Origin of the sequence: Bdellovibrio sp. HCB-110 (assembly GCF_047323225.1) — a bacterium.
Classification (GTDB): domain Bacteria; phylum Bdellovibrionota; class Bdellovibrionia; order Bdellovibrionales; family Bdellovibrionaceae; genus Bdellovibrio.
Map to the genome: position 1 here is coordinate 2228794 of NZ_CP178750.1, position 17807 is coordinate 2246600.

Genomic DNA, 17807 nt, shown 5'->3' on the forward strand with positions numbered 1-17807 from the left:
ACTATGGACGCCTTGCAAAGCATCGGGATTTTCGCAGCACAAACGTTTCTTATTCTCTTTGCCATTTTGGCAGTGATCATCACTATTGCGATGTTGGCATCTAAGGCTGGCCACAAGAGTGAAATCCAGGTGGAGCTTTTACATAAGAAATACAAAAACTTCCGCCACCTCCTTAAATCTCACACTTTAACTAAAAGTGAACGCAAAGATCTTAAGAAAAAGCTCAAAGAAGAGCGTAAAAATCAGGACAAGGAGTCCCGCGAACAAGAAAAGAAAATCTTTTTGATCGACTTTGAAGGCGACATCAAAGCGTCTGCGGTTGAAAACTTGCGTGAAGAAGTGACTGCAGTTTTAACAACAGCGACTCCGCAAGATGAAGTTGTCGTGCGCGTGGAAAGCCCGGGCGGCATGGTTCATGGCTACGGTCTTGCTGCCTCTCAACTTTTGCGTGTCCGTGAAAAAGGAATTCCTCTGACTGTTTGTGTGGATAAAGTTGCTGCCAGTGGTGGTTACTTGATGTCGGTCACAGCCAATAAAATTCTCTGCGCCCCCTTTGCGATTGTGGGATCTATCGGCGTTGTCGCCCAGGTTCCTAACGTGCATCGCGCACTTAAAAAGTTTGATGTCGATTACAAGGAATACACGGCAGGCGAATACAAACGCACCGTGAGTTTGCTTGGCGAGATCACGGCTAAAGGCGAAGAAAAATTTAAAGAACAACTTGAGGATACTCACGTTCTCTTTAAGAGCTTCGTTCATAAATTCCGTCCTAGTATGAATTTAGCGGAAGTGGCAACGGGAGAATATTGGTACGGCGAGCAGGCCATTGCAAAAGGCTTGGTCGATGAAATCCGCACGAGCGATGACTACCTTTTAGGACTTTCAGAAAAGCACCAAATAGTTAAAGTAAAATACGAACATCACGAGAGTCTTAGTGATAAACTCACGGGAATTATCGGAAAAGCTTTTAAAAAAGGAAGCCTTTCCATTATAGAAGAACTTGAAACGCGACGTTTTCTTTAATAAGGACTTGTAGTGCAAACACCAGTACTTGAAGTAAAAAATCTCGAGACGACATTTCACACCAATGCAGGCCCTGTGCGCGCTGTGAACAATGTCAGTTATAAAATTGATCGCGGTCAGACCCTCGGTATCGTGGGTGAATCTGGATGCGGCAAGTCAGTGACATCTTACTCTTTGATGCGCCTCATCGAAAAACCAGGAAAGATCACCAACGGACAAGTTCTTTTGAACGGTCGTGATCTTTTGAAGCTCAATGAAAATTCCATGGAAGAAGTTCGCGGTGGCGAAATGGCGATGATCTTCCAGGAGCCTATGACGGCTCTGAACCCTGTTTTGACCATCGGCTATCAGATGGACGAACAGATCATGAAGCACAAAAAATGCTCTCCAAAAGAATCCCGCGAACGCGCTATCGAAATGCTACGTATGGTGGGCATTCCTTCACCTGAAGAGCGCTATGAGTCCTACCCGCACCAACTTTCCGGCGGGATGAGACAAAGAGCGATGATCGCGATGGCTCTTTCTTGCGATCCCACCTTCTTGATCGCCGATGAGCCAACGACAGCTTTGGACGTAACTATCCAAGCGCAAATCTTGGAGCTTATTCAAAACCTTCAAGAAAAATTCAATATGACGGTGCAATTCATCACCCACGATCTTGGAGTCATTTCTGAGATCTCTGACAAAGTGATGGTGATGTACGGCGGTCAAACTTGTGAGCAAGCGGACACTCAAGAGTTGTTCTTAAATCCTCGCCACCCTTACACGGCGGCTTTGATTTCTTCTCGTCCTAAATTCGGTGAACGCGTAAAACGTCTGACGACAATTGAAGGCAGCGTTCCGGCTCCTTTTGAACTTCCTAAAGGATGTCCTTTCGTGAACCGCTGCACTCGTGCGAAAGCCGATTGCACTCACCACAAACCGCCTTTGAATGAAATCAAATCAGGTCACACTGTGGCTTGCTTCAATCCGCTTTAATAAATGGGGAAAGACTTAATGAGCGAAATCATTCTTGAAGCAAAAAATATTAAGAAACACTTCCCCATCCGCAAGGGCTTACTCCTGCGCGAAGTTGCCAGCGTTAAAGCGGTTGATGATGTTTCCTTGGTTGTTCGTAAAGGCGAGACCTTGGGTCTTGTTGGAGAATCCGGCTGTGGAAAATCCACGCTCGGTAGAACATTGATCCGTCTTTATGAACCGACAGCGGGCGATATCAGCTTTGATGGCCAAGATTTCTTGGGTCTTAAAGGTGAAGCCCTTCGTAAAAAACGCAAAAACATGCAGATGATTTTCCAAGACCCGTATGCGTCCTTGGACCCGCGCATGACTGTCGGTCAAATCATCCGTCAGCCTATGGATATTCATGGTGTCGGCTCGTCGGCGGAACGCAATCAACGCGTTTTGGAATTGATCGAGCTTGTCGGCTTAAGAAAAGCTCACGTGAATCGTTATCCTCATGAGTTTTCTGGAGGCCAACGTCAGCGTATCAGCATCGCCCGCGCGATTGCGTTAAATCCAGAACTTATTATCTGTGATGAGCCTGTCAGTGCCTTGGACGTTTCTATCCAAGCACAAATCTTGAACCTTCTTAAAGACCTTCAAGAGAAGCTAAAACTGACTTACGTCTTTATCTCTCACGATCTTTCTGTAATCGAACACACTTGTGATCGTATTGCAGTCATGTATTTGGGAAAAATTGTGGAGATTGCTGAGCGCGACGAGCTTTTCAGAAATCCACAACATCCTTACACGCAAGCATTGATCGGCGCGATTCCGCGCGTAGGACAAGGAAAGAAAAAGATGAAAAAATCTTTGGGCGGCGAAGTGCCAAGCCCCATCAACCCGCCATCGGGTTGTTCTTTCCATCCGCGTTGCCCGCATAAAATGGATATTTGTGCGTCGAAAACTCCGACACTCGAAGGAGCCGGCGCTCACAAAAAAGCTTGTTGGCTCTCGGCGGACGCCGGCAGAGCGGAGGGCCAGGGGCCCAGAGCTGAAGCAGTTACAAATAACGAAGAAACTTAATTACTCAACAAGGAGAACGTATGTTGAATAGATTTGCGAAAGGACTCATGCTGGTGACAGCGCTTGGCTTTACAACTCAAGCCGTGGCAGCACCAAGCAATACTGAACTTAAAATCGGTATCTCTCAAGAATTTGAGACCATGAACCCTCTGATCATGACAATGTCAGCGTCTGCTTACATGTATCGTCTAGTAGGCCGTTCACTTGTGGTTTTAACACCAGAAGGTAAATGGGTGGCTCAACTTGCCAAAGAAATTCCTTCTTTGGATAAAGGCACTGCTAAAATCGTTGAAGATGGAGGCAAAAAGAAAATCGTCGCTAACTGGGAAATCCTTGAGACTGCTAAATGGGGCGACGGAAAACCTGTGATCTGCCAAGACTTCATCACGGCTCATGACATCGCCATCAGCCCGAACGTGAGTGTTGGTGAAAAGGAAACTTGGACTCAAGTTGAAAAAATCGACATTGATCCTAAGAATCCTAAAAAATGTACTTTCAAATATGACAAAGCAAAATGGGACTTCTACCAACTTGCTCAGTTCTTCCCTATTCCAACTCACTTGGAAAAAGAAGTTTTCGACAAATACGGAAAACAAAAAGAGGGCTACGAAAAGAACTCCAACTACGTTCGCAACCCGACGAATCCTGGTTTGTACAACGGCCCTTACGTGATTTCTGAGGTAAAACTGGGATCTCACGTGGCTTTCGCACTCAACCCGAATTTCTACGGAAAAGCGGCGAACATCAAAAAAATCATCGTGAAGTTGATTCCTAATACAGGAACTTTGGAAGCGAACTTGCGCTCTGGAACAATCGACATGATCTCTGTTCTGGGCCTGGATTTCGACCAAGCTTTGGCTTTTGATAAAAAAGCAAAAGCAGAGAGCCTTCCCTACGATGTTCACTTCGTTCCTTCTGTGACTTATGAACACATCGACCTTCAATTGAACAACCCGATCTTGAAAGATGTGCGCGTTCGTAAAGCTCTTCTTTACAGCATCAACCGTGAGGACCTTGTAAAAGCTCTTTTCGAAGGCAAACAACAAGTGGCGATCCACAACGTATCTCCGAAAGATCCTTGGTTCACAGCAGATCCTAAGATCGTAACGACATACCGTTACTCTAAGCGTGAAGCGGGTAAACTTTTGGATGAAGCTGGTTGGAAAATGGGAGCTGATGGCTACCGCGCGAAAGATGGCAAACGCCTTTCTTTGACGTTCCAAACAACAGCGGGCAACAAAACTCGTGAACTTGTACAAGTGTATTTGCAAAACCAATGGAAACAAGCCGGTATCGAAGTTCTTGTGAAGAACGAACCAGCACGTGTGTTCTTTGGTGAAACAATGACAAAACGTAAGTTCGAAGGTCTTTCATTGTTTGCATGGGTTTCATCTCCGGAAAACAGCCCTCGTTCAACAGTGTCATCTAAAGCAATTCCGAACTCTTCAAATGGTTGGTCTGGACAGAACTTCCATGGTTGGGCGAATTCTGCTGTAGATAAAGATTTGGATGCTTTGGATGTAGAATTCAACGCGAAAAAACGCGCTGAACTTGTTCACAACATCTTGAAAGCTTACACGAACGAAGTTCCTGTATTGCCGTTGTACTACCGCTCTGACATTTCAGTGACTCCAAAAAATTTGAAGAACTACAAAATGTCTGGCCACCAGTTCTACGAAACAAACAACGTAGAGAACTGGACTTTGAACTAAGCTAATTGAAGGAGTCACCATGACTACGTTTATCACTCGTCGCATTCTGCAAACACTCGCTGTGATAGTTATTCTATCTTACGTGTGTTTTTATTTGATGAGCTTAATGCCGGGTGATCCCGTAGACATGATGGTAGCCTCCAATCCCAAGATCACAGCGGAAGACGTGGCTCGCTTGAAGTCTTTGTACGGGTTGGATCAACCCGTTTACAAAAGATACTTCAACTGGGTTTCGTCTATCGGCCAAGGTGATCTTGGCTACAGCCGTACTTACCGAGTGCCCGTGCAAGAACTCATGGGTCCTCGTCTGTGGAATACGTTCCTTCTTTCCTTTATCTCTTTGGGACTTTCCATTCTTATCGCAATTCCACTTGGAGTGATCTCGGCTTTAAAACCTGGAAGCCGCACGGATTACTTTATGAATCTTTTCTCTTTTGCGGGGATTTCTATTCCCTCGTTTTGGCTTGCGATCGTTCTTATTATTATTTTCGCCGTAAAAATTCCTATTCTTCCAGCGGGAGGAACTCAATCCATCGGTGGCGAACCGATGGGATTCTGGGCGGATATGATGGATCGTTCGATCTATTTGATTCTGCCCGTATTAAGTCTTTCTATTCAGCAAATCGGACGTTTTTCACGCTTCACGCGTTCAGCGATGCTCGAAGCTATGCGCAATGATTTCATTCGCACAGCTCGTGCCAAAGGTCTTTCTCGCAACATCGTGATTTGGAAACACGGCTTCCGCAATGCTTTGATTCCTTTGATCACGATCTTGGCTTTGAGTTTCTCCGGTTTATTCTCGGGCGCCATCTTAACAGAGACGGTGTTTGCTTACCAAGGCGTTGGTAAACTTGTTTATGATTCCATCATCGGTAACGACTATAACGTCGCGATGATTTCTTTTGTTATCTCCGTCAGTATGGTTCTTTTGATGAACCTTGTTGCCGATATCGCGTACGGATTTGCAGATCCACGCATTTCTTACCAATAGGCGGAGGGCATATGAGTTCAAACGAAATCACAATGAACGACCTTGAAATCGACACAACGGCTCTTTCTGCGAAAGACCGTGCGGAGTTAGAAAAAGCCCAGCCTATGTGGAAGATGGTTTTAAACCAATTCCTTGAACACAAGCTTGCGGTTGTCGGCTCTGTTATCATTACACTTTTTATGTTGATCTCGATCTTTGCGGGTCAAATTCAAAGCATCACTGAACTTGATCCCGATGCACAGAACGTGGCGAACCGTTACTTGGCACCAATGACCACGGCCCAAGCAGGTCAAGACGTTCGCGAAACTGAAGTCGAAAGATTTATCGTCGCCAACCCCGAGGTTGCCGATAAAGTTCAAAAAGCTTTGGTTGAAAAAGGCATTGTCACGGTTGCTGAAGCGGATGCGATCTATGAGCTGGCAGCTCGTGATATCAAAGAAGCTGTCAACGCTTTGCAATCCCTGGGTGTTGCTGAAGCCACAGGTCTTATTTCTATTTTCAAAAATTTTGAAACCTTCCACTTATTTGGAACTGACGAACTAGGTCGCGACGTTTTCATTCGTCTGGTTTATGGAACTCGGGTTTCCATGGGCGTGGGCGTTTTGGTGGCCATTGCTTCTGCTTTGATCGGTCTTTTGATCGGTGCACTGGCGGGTTTTTATGGGGGCCTCATCGACACGGTTCTTATGCGTGTCACAGATGCTCTTTTGTCATTACCGACGATTCCTGTTTTGATTGTGATGGCGGCTATTGATCTTACAAAAATTCCTTGGTTGAAAGCCATTGTTAGCACCTCTAATGAAAGTATCTTTAAGATGGTCATCATCCTTTGCCTTTTCTCTTGGATGACTGTCGCCCGTCTTGTTCGTGGAAGCATTCTTTCGATCCGCGAAAGAGAATTCGTTTTAGCCGCTCGTACTTTAGGTGCGAAAGACAGCACCATCATCGTTCGTCATATGTTCCCGAACGTCATTGCGCCGATGTTGGTGTCTATCACTTTGGGTGTGGGCGAATCTATTTTGTTTGAAGCGGCTTTAAGCTTCTTGGGTCTGGGAATTATGCCTCCGACACCAAGCTGGGGAAACATGCTCAACAACGCTCAAGAGTTGATTTACCAAGCTCCGTTCTTGGCCATTCTTCCGGGTGTTTTGATTCTCCTGACGACCATCAGCTTCAACTACCTAGGCGATGGTTTGCAAGACGCTATTGATCCGAAGGCGATCCGCCGCTAACAACTGTATTCCAAGGACCTTGGGCTCTGCGATGATAAAAGTCTTCCAGAGCCTTGCGGTTTTTCCTTAGACTGTCGGGAACAGTCCACGACTCTACGGCACTTTGATATTCTTTGCTTGTCGCCGCTTTCTGCAAAGCTTCATCGATTTGCTGAACGACTTTCTTGCCCCATTCATTCTTTGTGCAGGCGACATAAATCACCATAGAGGGGTAGGTTTCTTTAAGCGGCTTTGAAAGCAACGGTTTCGACGGAAAAATGCGCTGGTTAAAATCCCAGACAACGAATTCATATTCAATCGTATAATCGTAGCGGCCTTTTTCGATCATCTTTAATACGGATAAATACCCTTCACTGGAGCGAACCTGTTTCACACTTGAAGGTGGCTTCACCGCCGTTCGAATGAGAGCGTCAATGATGAATCCATAAGAACGATTCTCGGTGAAAACGCCTTTCAACTTTTTCTGCGAAAGAACTTCTTTTAAGGAAGGAGCCTCCGGCATCCTCTGAAAGACCTCTGGCTTACCAGTCACGATCAAGTATTCGTGAGGAACTTGAAAACTCCAAGCAGTAAAATAGGCTAGCTTCTCTCGCTCCGGTGTTTTGATAGCTGAACCTATGCAGATATTCTTGCCAAGCCCCCATAATTCCATCGCGCGTGGCATGTCTGCATAAACATCCACAAACTGATAAAGCGGAAGGCGCTCCGCGATGATTTTCTTCAGTCGATCCAAGCGCCCTTCCCCCAACTGGGGACCTTTAAGAATGTAGTATGGAGACCAATCAAACACAGCCCAGGGAATGGAAGGTTTCATTTCTTTTTTTACAAAGACATCCTGCGCTCGCACAAGATTGACGACAAAGATGGTGACGATAAGAAGACTCCAAACTTTCATGGGTGGCCTCCCTTTTCACATACTCTTAAATTTACCGCCAAAATCCGGGGGCTCCACTATGTTATTTGGAAGGCTTTGTGACCGGCAAAAGTCTGTCCACCTATGTAAAAATCACCGGGTTCCCCTTTTAAAACCCCTTTTGTTCGCTCTCGGCACGGCATAGATCTTGTTATATGTGGGCATGAACGGGGTTTGACATGAAAACAATACTTTCATTTTTCGCAACAATCTTATTTACCGCAAATGCCTTTACTCAAACATCGGCAGAGCTGACTTGCCGTGCGCAAGCTAAAGAAATCGCGATGCAAACTTACTCTTCGTGCATTACGGAAGCTCGCAACAATCAAGTCGAAGAAATCCGAAAAAACTATCAAAAAGAACTCTCGGACCTGAAAGCAAAATACGATAAAGAGCTTAAGAAGATGAACGGCGGTAAAAAGGCCGCTAAACATACTGCAGCTCCGACTGTTAAGGAAGTTCAAGCACCACGCCCAGTAAAAGGGATCGCAAAACAGCTTCCTGGCAAAGCCCCTGTTTCGTCTGAAGCCGCTCCGGTACAGACTGTCTCAGAAGGAACCAAAGTGGTTGCCGTAGGCTCTGAGGAAGATTCAGGACTGGAAAAAGAGGCTGCTGAGGCCGACCAAGTCGAAATTATCGAAATGCCTACTGAATAACCCCGCATTAAAGCCAGCCTTCTCGTTGATTTTCCTCCCAGACAGGTCTAAAAAGTGTAGACTTAAAAGAAATCTGGGAGGACCCCCATGGGTGAGTTTAGCCTTACGCACATTTTGCTTCTTGGTATTATTGCATTGATCTTTTTCGGTCCAAGCCGTCTGCCTCAATTGGGTCAGGGTTTGGGTAAAGCCATCCGTGGTTTCAAACAAGGTTTGAATGAAATCGACGTGGATCCAAAAGACATCCAAGACAACCGTCAGCAAGTAAGCCATCAGCAACAACAGCAACAAACTGTAAATCAAAAACAAAACGAAACTCAGCGTTCGTAGTTAGTTTAGTCTTTCTGCCTTCATGTAAATTGAGTTACACTTAACTTAACACCATGAAGGCATTTCTTTTTTATTCCCGCTATTCTTTGCCTTATTTTTTTGCGGCCTTGGCGCTGCTCGGTGCTGCTTTAGGCGGTCCGTGGACTTACCTTGGTGCTGCGGGAGTCTTCGTTCTTCACCCACTTATCGACAATCTTTTACTTAAAGATCGACGGACGCCTGCTATCAGACCTTCTTCTCCTTGGTCATTGGCACTCTTAATCTCGGCCCTCCCGTTTCTTTCTATTTTCGCTTTTGTTGGAATTTTAAGATCTTTGAATGCAGAGACTTACGAGCTTGTCGGACTTATTCTGTCTTTTGGAACCATCCTGGGTTTACTGGGTATCAACACGGCCCATGAGTTGGTTCATCGCAAAGAAAGAGAATTGCGAGAGCTGGGCTTTGGACTTCTTTCGTTGGTAAATTTCTCGCACTACGGTGTGGAACATGTATTTGGCCATCATAAAAATGTCGGAACCTTGCAAGACCCCGCGACCGCACGAAAGAATGAGTGGATCTACACTTACTTCTTTCGCTCGTACTTTAAAGGTTTGTGGGAAGCTTTTTTCATTGAGTACCGTCGCTTGCGTACAAAGGGTTTCTTTCAGCCACTAAAAAATCGCGTCGTTTGGTGGGGGCTTTTACAAACGCTGATGACTCTTTGCGTGTATGCTCTTTACGGAGAGAAAGCTTTGTGTTTTTGGATCGGACAAAGTCTCGTCGCCATTCTTCTTTTACAGACCGTCGACTACATTGAACACTACGGTCTTTTACGAAAGAAAAATTCTGATGGACAACCTGAAGGCGTGAAAGCCCAACACTCTTGGGATAACTATCAGGCACTGACGAACTATGCTTTAATCAATTTAGGTTTTCACTCGCATCATCACCTCAAGGTGGCGTTGCCATTTACCGACCTGCAAGAACAAAAGGACGCTCCACAAATGCCTTATGGCTACTCTGCCATGGCGCTTATGGCTTTGGTTCCCCCGCTTTATTTCCGGGTGATGAATCCACGACTTCCCCCAGAGAGTCCGTAATAATACTGAGCGCTCCGGCATCCAAATATTTTTTCGCAAGATCCAAATCATTCACAGTCCACAGAGCCACAGGGATTTTTCTTTTCTGCCACTTTTGCAACTGCTTCATGTCGACATAGTGATAATCCAAATGAAGTGCGTGAATTTTCACATAAGGAGCCAACCACATTTGGCGAAGATAAATTTTATTCTCCGGCTCATCCTCTTTGCTTGCTAGAAGCGCGCGCGGGACGTTGGGTAAATAACGACTGAGGCGCCAAAGTGAAAGAGGATTGAAACTGGAAAACAACACGCGCTTTTCCATATCGTATTTCTTCAACAGTCTTGCTACTTCTTTTTCGAGAGTTCCATCAAAGATAGCGGCGGATTTCAGTTCTATATTTAAATATTGAGGAATTTTCTGAGACAAAAGAACTTCTTCTAACGAAGGAGCCTGAGCCCATTCCCGCAACTCTTGAGCAGTGCTTTCATGAACGATCTTTTCAAGATTTGCGATTCGTTTTAAGTCCGTATCGTGAAAAACCACCGGCACTTGATCTTTGGAAAGACGGATATCCATTTCAATCATCGTAAGACCGCGGGTTTTAGCCGCTTCAAATGACAGCATGGTGTTTTCGCGAGCCCCTGCTTTCCAATAGCCACGATGTCCTTGATAAGGAGGAGGCTGCAAAGCTCCCGTTGGCCAGGGCAAAGGCTTCCAAGTGTAGTGGCGATAAACAAGAACAGCCAAAACTATCAGAAGAAAAATAATCACAGCCATTATTTTCTAAGACCTTTCGTCGACTCTTCAATGAAAGCCGGCTTTTCGCGAGTTCCCTCAATCACCCATTTTTTATGGTTCTTGCCCTCTTTCGCGTGCACGCTTCCTTTAAGATCTCCTGACTCGTTCCAAGATCCATCCGTCAGCAAACGACCACTTTTACCAACCTGTCCTTGGAAGTTCTTCCAAGAAAGATCCGCCCTATTTTTTAAATGAAATTGTCCTGTCAAAGTCGTCAACCTCAGGGCACCTTGATTCCACCAAACAGGCTCCGTGACTTGCTTTAAAATTTCTGCTCCTGGAGAAGCCGAGGCCACTTGCAGTGATTTCACTTGGGTATTTAAAACAATCTCACCATGGGACCAATCAACGGAAGCCTTTGTCTTCTCGAAAGACAAGCCTTCCACATTCATGCTATCCACACGAAGCAAACCTTTGAGGTAAGTCATCTGACCTTTTTTAATTTTGATGTCTCCATCCAAGCTCAACAGTCCAATATCTCCCCCATTGGTCATCAGCTTTTGCACGGCGGGATCTAAAGACACTTCCTCAACGCGTGTTTTTACTTCAATGTCTTGAAAATCCCGGTCCGCTTTCATCTTCACGTCGCCGATAAAAGACCCACCACGCGGTTCTACACGTTTAATATGGAAACTCCAATCATCGTCTTGAAGAGCAATGTCTCCAACCATGTGTTCGATGACTTGCAGTTCACGCTGTCCTTTGTTTGAAAATACGAATTGAAGACCTGAGTGCTCCCCAGTCATTTTCATCTTACGATCGGAAACGATTTCGGCTCTTCCCGAGAAAACACCCAACTCGCCCAGCATGCTGGTATTCTTTGGACGGTTCAGAAGAACCAAAAGTTTTCCGACATCCAGTTTCTTTACGTCCACCATGACTGGCGAATAACGAAGAGGCTCCACGGAGCTAATGTCCATGCGATCCACACGCATCTCTCCTAAGTCACCTTCAAGACGAAGATCACGAACTTCAACAGGCGAATTACGAATCTCATCAAGAGGAGCCACCATGCGGGCTTTTGTCGACAACCACACTTGACGTCCATTCAACTCTTTTGATGCCAGATTGTACTTTTGCATGATCGCGAGGATCTGACTTAAAGGAATATGTTTAAGGTCCGTCTCTATGGCAAGCAATTGTTCATCCATTGTGTAGTTGGCAATCAGACTGTAATGCCCTTCGCGCCAGTTTCCAAAAAAATGGGACTGTATCGTCGCTTCCGGAGATTCCTTGTACTGCACATAAAGATTTGCGTGGGAAAGATAGTCCCCGACTTGAGCATCTTTCAATAAGTGAGTTTTTGCGGTGACTTCAATCACCTTAGGCTCAAAGGATTTTACTTTCACGACAAAATTGAAAAGTTCTGAGTGAAACTGCGGATACTTTTCGGAAGAAATCTCTAACTTTTGCACGCGCACACCACGCACATCGTTTCGATATTTCTTCGACTGCTCCGAAGGAGAAAGAGTCACCAAAGGCGGCGGCGCTTTTGATACTTCTGTAGACTGTTCCTCTTGAGGATCACAGTTTTTAAAATCTTCACGCAAAACAAGTCGCACATTGTTGGCTTCGATATTTTGCACCGGTGCTTGACCACGAATCACGTTCCAAAAAGACAGAGGCAAACGCAATTCATCGACTTCCAAGATGGGAGATGCCCAGCATTTTTGTTCAGACTCCATGTGAACTTGAGAAATGATCACGGCAAAACGCGGTAAGATGCCATCACTCAAACTGAATTGGGCCGAAGCGAATTTAACTTTGATATCTTTGTGAATGTGGCTTGCGGCTTTTTCAATTCGCGCCGCCACTCTTGAAGGCGAAAGCAAAGACTTCGCGGTGTAACCTAAAAAGAAAGATAAAATAAAACCCGAAAGGAGAATCGCCATTCCGGGTTGTTCTGCAATAAGATGTCTATCTGAGGAGGATTGTCTGCGCGAGTCCATGGTTTATTGTCACAGGTCTCACCATGGACCGACAATGTCTTTTCAAAAAATTATTTATAGCCGTAAGAAAGAATTTCGAACTCTTTGTCACCTTTGGGGCTTTGCACCGTAACTGTGTCGCCTTCTTTTTTGCCGATCAAAGCGCGAGCTAAAGGTGAAAGGATAGAAATCATGCCTTGTTTCACGTCAGATTCATCAACACCAACGATTTGGTAGTTGAACTCCTCTTCGGATTCAGTGTCCACGATCTTCACAAAGGCACCAAATACAATACGATCCGCTTTAATTGCAGATGTATCGACAACCTCAGCACCAGCAAGTTTGCCTTGAATTTCAGCAATTCTGCCCTCGATCATAGCTTGGCGCTCTTTCGCAGACTCATATTCCGCGTTTTCAGAGATATCACCTTGAGCACGAGCTTCTTCGATCGCACGAATGACAGATGGTCTTTCTTCTAACAATAGCTTTTTAAGCTCAGCTTCAAGCATCGCTTTTCCGCGAATTGTCATTGGAAGTTTATCAGTTGTAGCATTGGCCATTTCAGCTCCGTTGTTAGAAGGACACCTGTTTTACAAGATTATGCCTTAGTTATCAACGATATGTAACGCGCCGCACTTAAGGCTAGTACGGCGTACCTTTTTGCATCGCGCGGCATTACAATTCAGATATGGGCCAAAAGAAGAAAACTGAAATTATTTGCCGCTGCAATAACGTCAGCCGCGCAACCATTGAGGAAGCCATCCGCAATGGGGCCCAAACTTTAAATGAAATCTTCGATACAACCTCTGCGGGAGTCGGCCCCTGTGGAGGGTCTTGCCGCCGCAAACTTGGTCCTCTGCTAGATCATTATCTTAAGAACGGAGACTTCCCTGAAAAAATTGTCGAGGATTTAACTGGAAAAGAACCTAAAAAAGGCTCTTCTTAATTACGCTGTCTTTTTTCCCAAACGATAATCAATAATTTTTTGAACTTCAGGGCGACACGTTCCACAAGCCGTGCTTGCCGAGGTTTGACGTGTCACGATTTCCGGAGAATGGGCTCCGGCGATGATGGCCTGGTCCACAGTTTGGGTCGCGATCGTACGGCAATGACAAAGTTCCGCATGGGCATAGGGAAACGCCCACTCTCCCCGCAACTTTAAAATCATTTCTTTGAGTAGAAGACTGGAGTGATCCTGTCCTTCCGGTAAAGGCCACTTTCCCAAATCGGGACCAAAATGACGACGCATGGATTGCATCATTTCCATGAATGCAGAACAGCCGACCAATGATACATTTTTAACTGCACCTGGCGCTTTAGGATCATCTCCTTCGCATTCTACTTCAATATAATCTCGGCCTTCGAGTTCCACTTTGATCTTCATATATATAGGATCTTATTTTAGGACAAAGGCCTCTGCAGACCAAGGCCAGTTATTGTCATTAATCAATCCCACCTAGGTCTTGAAAATGGTTTTCGAAAAATAGAGAATAGAAAGTAGATATGACTTCTTCAGCCTTGCGAGTGGAACTCGTTCCTATCTTTGAAGACAACTATGTCTTTGTTCTCATTGATGAAGAACAAAGAGAGGCTTTGGTTGTCGATCCAGGAGAAGCTCGCGCTGTGAGCGAATACTTACGTCGCGAAAATCTCTCTTTAAAAGGCATTCTTTTAACTCATCATCATAGCGATCACGTCGGTGGTGTTAAAGAACTTCAAGAGTCTTTTTCTGCGCCCGTCTATGCACCTCAAAAAAACAAGAGTCAGATTTCTTATGCAAATCATTTCTTGAAAGAAGGCGATGAAGTTCAGGCAGGATCTTTTTCTTTCTCTGTGATGGAGCTTCCGGGTCATACATTGGGGCACATTGCTTATTGGAACCCCCTAAAGAAATGGCTTTTTTCTGGAGACGTTCTTTTCGGATTGGGTTGCGGAAGACTTTTTGAAGGCACGTACGAGCAAATGTATGAAAGCCTGCAACGAATCAAAGAATTGCCGCCAGAGACATTGATCTACTGCACTCATGAATACACCGAAACCAATTTGCAATTTTGTAAAATGTTGTGTGCTTCCGACGACTCACCTATCACTGGTGATGATGAAGATTTGGAACTTTACGAAAACGAACTCACCAACCGACGCAGTCTAGATCTTCCCAGCGTTCCTTTGAAACTTTTTGTCGAGAAAAAGGTCAATCCGTTTTTGTTAGCCAGAAGCGTTCAGCAATTTGCTTACCTGCGCGACCTGCGCAACAAACAGTAAGCTTAACCCTTGCGTGGCACACTCATATTATTTGCCATAAATTTTCTTCGGAAAGAAAAAATCTTTTCAACGTCGCTTTTTACGATCTTTGCCCCTAAGACCCATCCTAGATATCCCAAAGGCAGCCGGTAACGCACTTTATCGACCACCAAGGTCCCGCCGCAGAAAGGACGAAATTCGTGGGTGTGATGCCAAAATCTATAAGGTCCCAGTTTTTGTTTGTCGACGAACTTATACGGCGGCAACCACTCGTCAATCTCCGTTTTCCAACGCGAAGGCACACCATGAATTTTCAGGCGATAGTCAATGGAGGTCCCCTGTTTGATTTCGGTACTAGAAACTTTTTCGACGTGCAAATCATAATTGGGTGGATTGAATTGTTCGAGATTGCCGGGGTCTTGAAAAAACGGAAAAATATTTTCCGGAGGTGCGACAACGAACTGTTCTGAAACGAACACGTCTTCTCCCGCTTTGAAGGGCGCACACAATTCGTCCAAGGCTTCACTTAAATCGGTAAAGTGAAATTTGTACCCCAGAGCTTCGGCTTTTTCTGCCGACACTCGAACGGAAGAAAGAAGGGCGTCGGCCGCTTCACCGAAAATAAGTTTTAAGGCCATATGAGGAACACTGGGCCCTAACCTTTTACCCAGAGCATGCGCTAAAGCCTGCGAAAATTCTTTGTTAGTGACCGAGTTGGGAGCCGCTCCATTTAAGGGACCTTGAACTTTTTGATTTTCCAAAGCGAAAACATAAAGACCGACGATGTCCTTGATATGAATCCAACTCATCCATTGCTGGCCGTCGCCCAAGACTCCGCCAACACCCGCGCGAAAAGGAAACAGCATCTGTTCCAAAGCGCCGCCTTGACGAGAAAGAACCGGAGCGGTTCGCATATACACTTTCCGCCCAGGAGCTTTTGCCGCTTCCCGTTCCCAATCCACACAGACCTTGGCAAGAAAATCGCTTCCAGGATTGTGGTCTTCGCGAAGAACTTCATCATCACAGCTTCCGTAGAAACCGATCGCAGAAGCTGAAGCAAAAATCTTAAGTGTCGTCGGCAGACTAGCAACAAGGTGGCGTGTTCCTATTACTCTTGAATCATAAATGCTTTTCTTTTTTTCTTCGGTCCATCGACCATTGATGATGGGTTCTCCCATAAGATTAATGACTGCTTCGATGGATTTAAGACGCTCATCTTTCAGAGGACCTTCATTGAGATCCCCAACGATCACTTCACAGGGAAAAGGAAGAATTTCCCGGGCTTTTGCTAAGCTGCGGCTGACAACAAAAAGTTCATGACCTTTCTCAGCTAAAACTTTACCGACTTCTTTACCGATAAGACCTGTTGCGCCCGTCATTAGAATCCGCATATATGTCTCCAATTTTCACATTTGCGATAATAAAAGTTTAACATCGTTTAAAAGTTAAGGTAAATTGGGCTCAAATGGACGAAAAAAAGTCTGCAAAAAAACAAACGAAGAATCTGGAACGAATTAAATCCTCGATGTTTTCTCGCAGCCTTTCTTTAGCAAAGCTGACCATTCAAGCTGGCGCCTCCATCGCGCAGCATGGCGTTAGTTCCGCCCTCAAAAATAAAGAAGCCAAAGAAGAAAATTGGAAACGCCTTTTACAGAATCAAGCCTCTTTGATTAGCTCTGAACTGGGTGAACTTAAGGGAAGCCTGATGAAGGCCGGACAAATGCTCTCTATGTATGGAGAACACTTCCTTCCTCCTGAAGCCAATGAACTCTTAAAATCTTTGCAATCCGACTCCCCGCCTCTCACCTGGGAGGCGATTGAGCCGACGTTGAAAAAAAATCTTTCAGCGGAAAAAATCGCTCTGTTAGAAATTGAGAAAGAAGCTTTGGCATCGGCCTCCATGGGGCAAGTTCATCGGGCGCGTATTAAAGCCACTGGCGAAAGCATTGTTCTTAAAATTCAATATCCTAATGTGGACAAAGCCATTGATAGTGATTTGCGTGCCATCCGCACTCTCTTGGGAACGTTGAAACTTCTTCCGCGAGATTTCAATCTGGATCCTTTGTTTGCCGAAGTTCGCGAGATGCTCCAGCAGGAGACGGATTACGAACTCGAAGCCAAGCTCACCGAAGATTTTTATGAGCGCCTTCAAGGAGATTCTCGTTTCGTCGTTCCTAAGGTGATTCGCGAGTTTTCAGGACCAAAAATTCTGGCAACGACATTTGAAAGAGGTCTCCGCGCTGATGATCCTCTGATTCAAAGTCTGCCTCAAGATCGTCGCAACAAAATTGCTTTAAGCTTCTTGGATCTTTATTTTAAAGAGATCTTTGAATGGGGTGTCGTCCAAACAGATCCACACAGCGGGAACTACCGTGTGCGTATCAACCCTCAAGGCCATGACCAGCTTGTGCTTTTGGATTTTGGAGCGACACGAGTTTACAATGAGGACTTTTTGAGCCCTTATCGTCGCATGGTCAAAGGATCCCTCTTTAATAATCGTGAGATATTCTTTAATGCAGCCATGGAGCTGGGCTTCGTTCAGAAAAACGATGATGACGATTTAAGAAACGTTTTTGAAGAGTTTTGTTTTGAAAGCGTTGAGCCTTTTATTACCTTTGACGATCCTCGCAATAAGCAAGGTCAGATCGACAAAGACGGACTTTATGACTGGAAAAACACGGATCTGCCACAAAGACTTTCAAAGAAGGTCTTCCAGATTGTGCGCAAACATTCGTGGAGATCTCCACCGAAGGAGATTATCTTCCTGGATCGCAAGACTGGCGGTGTTTTCATTTTCCTTTCTGTGATCCGTGCAAAAATTCGCGGTCGCGATCTTTTATTAAAATATCTTGAAAAGGTTTCTTAAGTGCGAGCTTTGATTTTTGTTTTTCTTGTA

Annotated in this window: 18 protein-coding genes; 12 read left to right on the top strand and 6 right to left on the bottom strand. The window is 45.2% G+C overall.

Translation table 11 applies throughout. From position 1 onward, the window contains the following. The first annotated feature begins 3 nt into the window (after window positions 1-3). The 6 genes from sohB to ACL934_RS10800 are packed head-to-tail and all read left to right on the top strand — an operon-like array spanning window position 4 to window position 6983. Window positions 4-1023 carry a protease SohB gene (gene sohB, locus ACL934_RS10775; RefSeq protein ID WP_413612221.1) on the top strand — a complete coding sequence of 340 codons (1020 nt, stop codon included), beginning with the start codon at window positions 4-6 and terminating at the stop codon, window positions 1021-1023. A 12-nt stretch (window positions 1024-1035) separates the two neighbouring features. Continuing rightward, window positions 1036-2001: an ABC transporter ATP-binding protein gene (locus ACL934_RS10780; RefSeq protein WP_413612222.1), complete on the top strand. Its 966-nt coding sequence runs from the start codon at window positions 1036-1038 to the stop codon at window positions 1999-2001. Between the two features lie 18 nt (window positions 2002-2019). Then, the gene (locus ACL934_RS10785) at window positions 2020-3048 is read left to right on the top strand and encodes an ABC transporter ATP-binding protein (RefSeq protein ID WP_413612223.1); all 1029 of its coding nucleotides are present in this window, start codon (window positions 2020-2022) and stop codon (window positions 3046-3048) included. A 20-nt stretch (window positions 3049-3068) separates the two neighbouring features. Beyond that, window positions 3069-4760 carry a peptide ABC transporter substrate-binding protein gene (locus tag ACL934_RS10790; protein WP_413612224.1) on the top strand — a complete coding sequence of 564 codons (1692 nt, stop codon included), beginning with the start codon at window positions 3069-3071 and terminating at the stop codon, window positions 4758-4760. Between the two features lie 19 nt (window positions 4761-4779). Beyond that, window positions 4780-5751: an ABC transporter permease gene (locus ACL934_RS10795; RefSeq protein ID WP_374073385.1), complete on the top strand. Its 972-nt coding sequence runs from the start codon at window positions 4780-4782 to the stop codon at window positions 5749-5751. A gap of 11 nt (window positions 5752-5762) precedes the next feature. Beyond that, a complete protein-coding gene (locus ACL934_RS10800) occupies window positions 5763-6983 on the top strand; it encodes an ABC transporter permease (protein WP_413612225.1) in 1221 nt (406 codons plus the stop codon). Here the strand turns inward: ACL934_RS10800 and ACL934_RS10805 are convergent. Continuing rightward, on the bottom strand, window positions 6955-7878 hold the full coding sequence (locus ACL934_RS10805; protein WP_413612226.1) for a TIGR02285 family protein: 924 nt from the start codon (window positions 7876-7878) through the stop codon (window positions 6955-6957). The genes ACL934_RS10800 and ACL934_RS10805 overlap by 29 nt on opposite strands. Before the next feature lie 197 nt (window positions 7879-8075). Here ACL934_RS10805 and ACL934_RS10810 point away from each other — a divergent pair, with 197 nt between their 5' ends. The 3 genes from ACL934_RS10810 (at window position 8076) to ACL934_RS10820 (ending at window position 9961) form a co-directional block, all read left to right on the top strand. Beyond that, window positions 8076-8552: a hypothetical protein gene (locus ACL934_RS10810; protein WP_413612227.1), complete on the top strand. Its 477-nt coding sequence runs from the start codon at window positions 8076-8078 to the stop codon at window positions 8550-8552. 87 nt (window positions 8553-8639) lie between these two features. Further along, a complete protein-coding gene (gene tatA, locus ACL934_RS10815; protein WP_374073389.1) occupies window positions 8640-8882 on the top strand; it encodes a twin-arginine translocase TatA/TatE family subunit in 243 nt (80 codons plus the stop codon). A gap of 53 nt (window positions 8883-8935) precedes the next feature. Then, the gene (locus ACL934_RS10820) at window positions 8936-9961 is read left to right on the top strand and encodes an alkane 1-monooxygenase (RefSeq protein WP_413612228.1); all 1026 of its coding nucleotides are present in this window, start codon (window positions 8936-8938) and stop codon (window positions 9959-9961) included. Here ACL934_RS10820 and ACL934_RS10825 read toward each other — a convergent pair. The 3 genes from ACL934_RS10825 to greA form a co-directional block, all read right to left on the bottom strand. After that, window positions 9894-10721, bottom strand: a complete 828-nt coding sequence (locus ACL934_RS10825) for a glycerophosphodiester phosphodiesterase (protein ID WP_413612229.1) — start codon at window positions 10719-10721, stop codon at window positions 9894-9896. The two genes, ACL934_RS10820 and ACL934_RS10825, sit on opposite strands and share 68 nt — an antisense overlap. After that, window positions 10721-12634 (bottom strand): hypothetical protein, encoded by a 1914-nt coding sequence (locus ACL934_RS10830; protein ID WP_413612230.1) that lies wholly within the window; start codon window positions 12632-12634, stop codon window positions 10721-10723. The genes ACL934_RS10825 and ACL934_RS10830 overlap by 1 nt, the downstream gene beginning before the upstream one ends. 107 nt (window positions 12635-12741) lie before the next feature. Then, window positions 12742-13230 (bottom strand): transcription elongation factor GreA, encoded by a 489-nt coding sequence (gene greA, locus ACL934_RS10835; protein WP_374073393.1) that lies wholly within the window; start codon window positions 13228-13230, stop codon window positions 12742-12744. Between the two features lie 128 nt (window positions 13231-13358). On the opposite strand from greA, the gene ACL934_RS10840 reads away from it, so the two are divergent. Next, complete coding sequence (locus ACL934_RS10840; protein WP_374073394.1) at window positions 13359-13616, top strand: bacterioferritin-associated ferredoxin; 258 nt, start codon at window positions 13359-13361, stop codon at window positions 13614-13616. Here the strand turns inward: ACL934_RS10840 and ACL934_RS10845 are convergent, their stop codons facing one another. Next, window positions 13617-14054, bottom strand: a complete 438-nt coding sequence (locus ACL934_RS10845) for a bacterioferritin-associated ferredoxin (RefSeq protein WP_374073396.1) — start codon at window positions 14052-14054, stop codon at window positions 13617-13619. Window positions 14055-14173: 119 nt separating this feature from the next. Between ACL934_RS10845 and gloB the strand changes: the two genes are divergently transcribed. Next, window positions 14174-14932, top strand: coding sequence for a hydroxyacylglutathione hydrolase (gene gloB / locus ACL934_RS10850; protein ID WP_374073397.1), 759 nt, complete (start codon window positions 14174-14176; stop codon window positions 14930-14932). A 2-nt stretch (window positions 14933-14934) separates the two neighbouring features. Here the strand turns inward: gloB and ACL934_RS10855 are convergent, their stop codons facing one another. Further along, on the bottom strand, window positions 14935-16302 hold the full coding sequence (locus ACL934_RS10855) for a TIGR01777 family oxidoreductase (RefSeq protein ID WP_413612231.1): 1368 nt from the start codon (window positions 16300-16302) through the stop codon (window positions 14935-14937). Between the two features lie 74 nt (window positions 16303-16376). Between ACL934_RS10855 and ACL934_RS10860 the strand changes: the two genes are divergently transcribed. Continuing rightward, entirely contained in the window at window positions 16377-17777 is a 1401-nt protein-coding gene (locus tag ACL934_RS10860; RefSeq protein WP_413612232.1) for an ABC1 kinase family protein, read from the top strand. Window positions 17778-17807 lie beyond the last annotated feature (30 nt).

Excerpts from the sequence above, each read along its gene's own strand:
- ACL934_RS10825 (WP_413612229.1), bottom strand. The coding sequence starts at position 10,721 with ATGGCTGTGATTATTTTTCTTCTGATAGTTTTGGCTGTTCTTGTTTAT.
- gloB (WP_374073397.1), top strand. The coding sequence starts at position 14,174 with ATGACTTCTTCAGCCTTGCGAGTGGAACTCGTTCCTATCTTTGAAGAC.
- ACL934_RS10785 (WP_413612223.1), top strand. The coding sequence starts at position 2,020 with ATGAGCGAAATCATTCTTGAAGCAAAAAATATTAAGAAACACTTCCCC.
- ACL934_RS10860 (WP_413612232.1), top strand. The coding sequence starts at position 16,377 with ATGGACGAAAAAAAGTCTGCAAAAAAACAAACGAAGAATCTGGAACGA.
- tatA (WP_374073389.1), top strand. The coding sequence starts at position 8,640 with ATGGGTGAGTTTAGCCTTACGCACATTTTGCTTCTTGGTATTATTGCA.
- ACL934_RS10790 (WP_413612224.1), top strand. The coding sequence starts at position 3,069 with ATGTTGAATAGATTTGCGAAAGGACTCATGCTGGTGACAGCGCTTGGC.
- ACL934_RS10840 (WP_374073394.1), top strand. The coding sequence starts at position 13,359 with ATGGGCCAAAAGAAGAAAACTGAAATTATTTGCCGCTGCAATAACGTC.
- ACL934_RS10820 (WP_413612228.1), top strand. The coding sequence starts at position 8,936 with ATGAAGGCATTTCTTTTTTATTCCCGCTATTCTTTGCCTTATTTTTTT.
- ACL934_RS10855 (WP_413612231.1), bottom strand. The coding sequence starts at position 16,302 with ATGCGGATTCTAATGACGGGCGCAACAGGTCTTATCGGTAAAGAAGTC.
- ACL934_RS10800 (WP_413612225.1), top strand. The coding sequence starts at position 5,763 with ATGAGTTCAAACGAAATCACAATGAACGACCTTGAAATCGACACAACG.
- ACL934_RS10830 (WP_413612230.1), bottom strand. The coding sequence starts at position 12,634 with ATGGCGATTCTCCTTTCGGGTTTTATTTTATCTTTCTTTTTAGGTTAC.
- ACL934_RS10795 (WP_374073385.1), top strand. The coding sequence starts at position 4,780 with ATGACTACGTTTATCACTCGTCGCATTCTGCAAACACTCGCTGTGATA.
- sohB (WP_413612221.1), top strand. The coding sequence starts at position 4 with ATGGACGCCTTGCAAAGCATCGGGATTTTCGCAGCACAAACGTTTCTT.
- ACL934_RS10845 (WP_374073396.1), bottom strand. The coding sequence starts at position 14,054 with ATGAAGATCAAAGTGGAACTCGAAGGCCGAGATTATATTGAAGTAGAA.
- ACL934_RS10810 (WP_413612227.1), top strand. The coding sequence starts at position 8,076 with ATGAAAACAATACTTTCATTTTTCGCAACAATCTTATTTACCGCAAAT.
- greA (WP_374073393.1), bottom strand. The coding sequence starts at position 13,230 with ATGGCCAATGCTACAACTGATAAACTTCCAATGACAATTCGCGGAAAA.
- ACL934_RS10805 (WP_413612226.1), bottom strand. The coding sequence starts at position 7,878 with ATGAAAGTTTGGAGTCTTCTTATCGTCACCATCTTTGTCGTCAATCTT.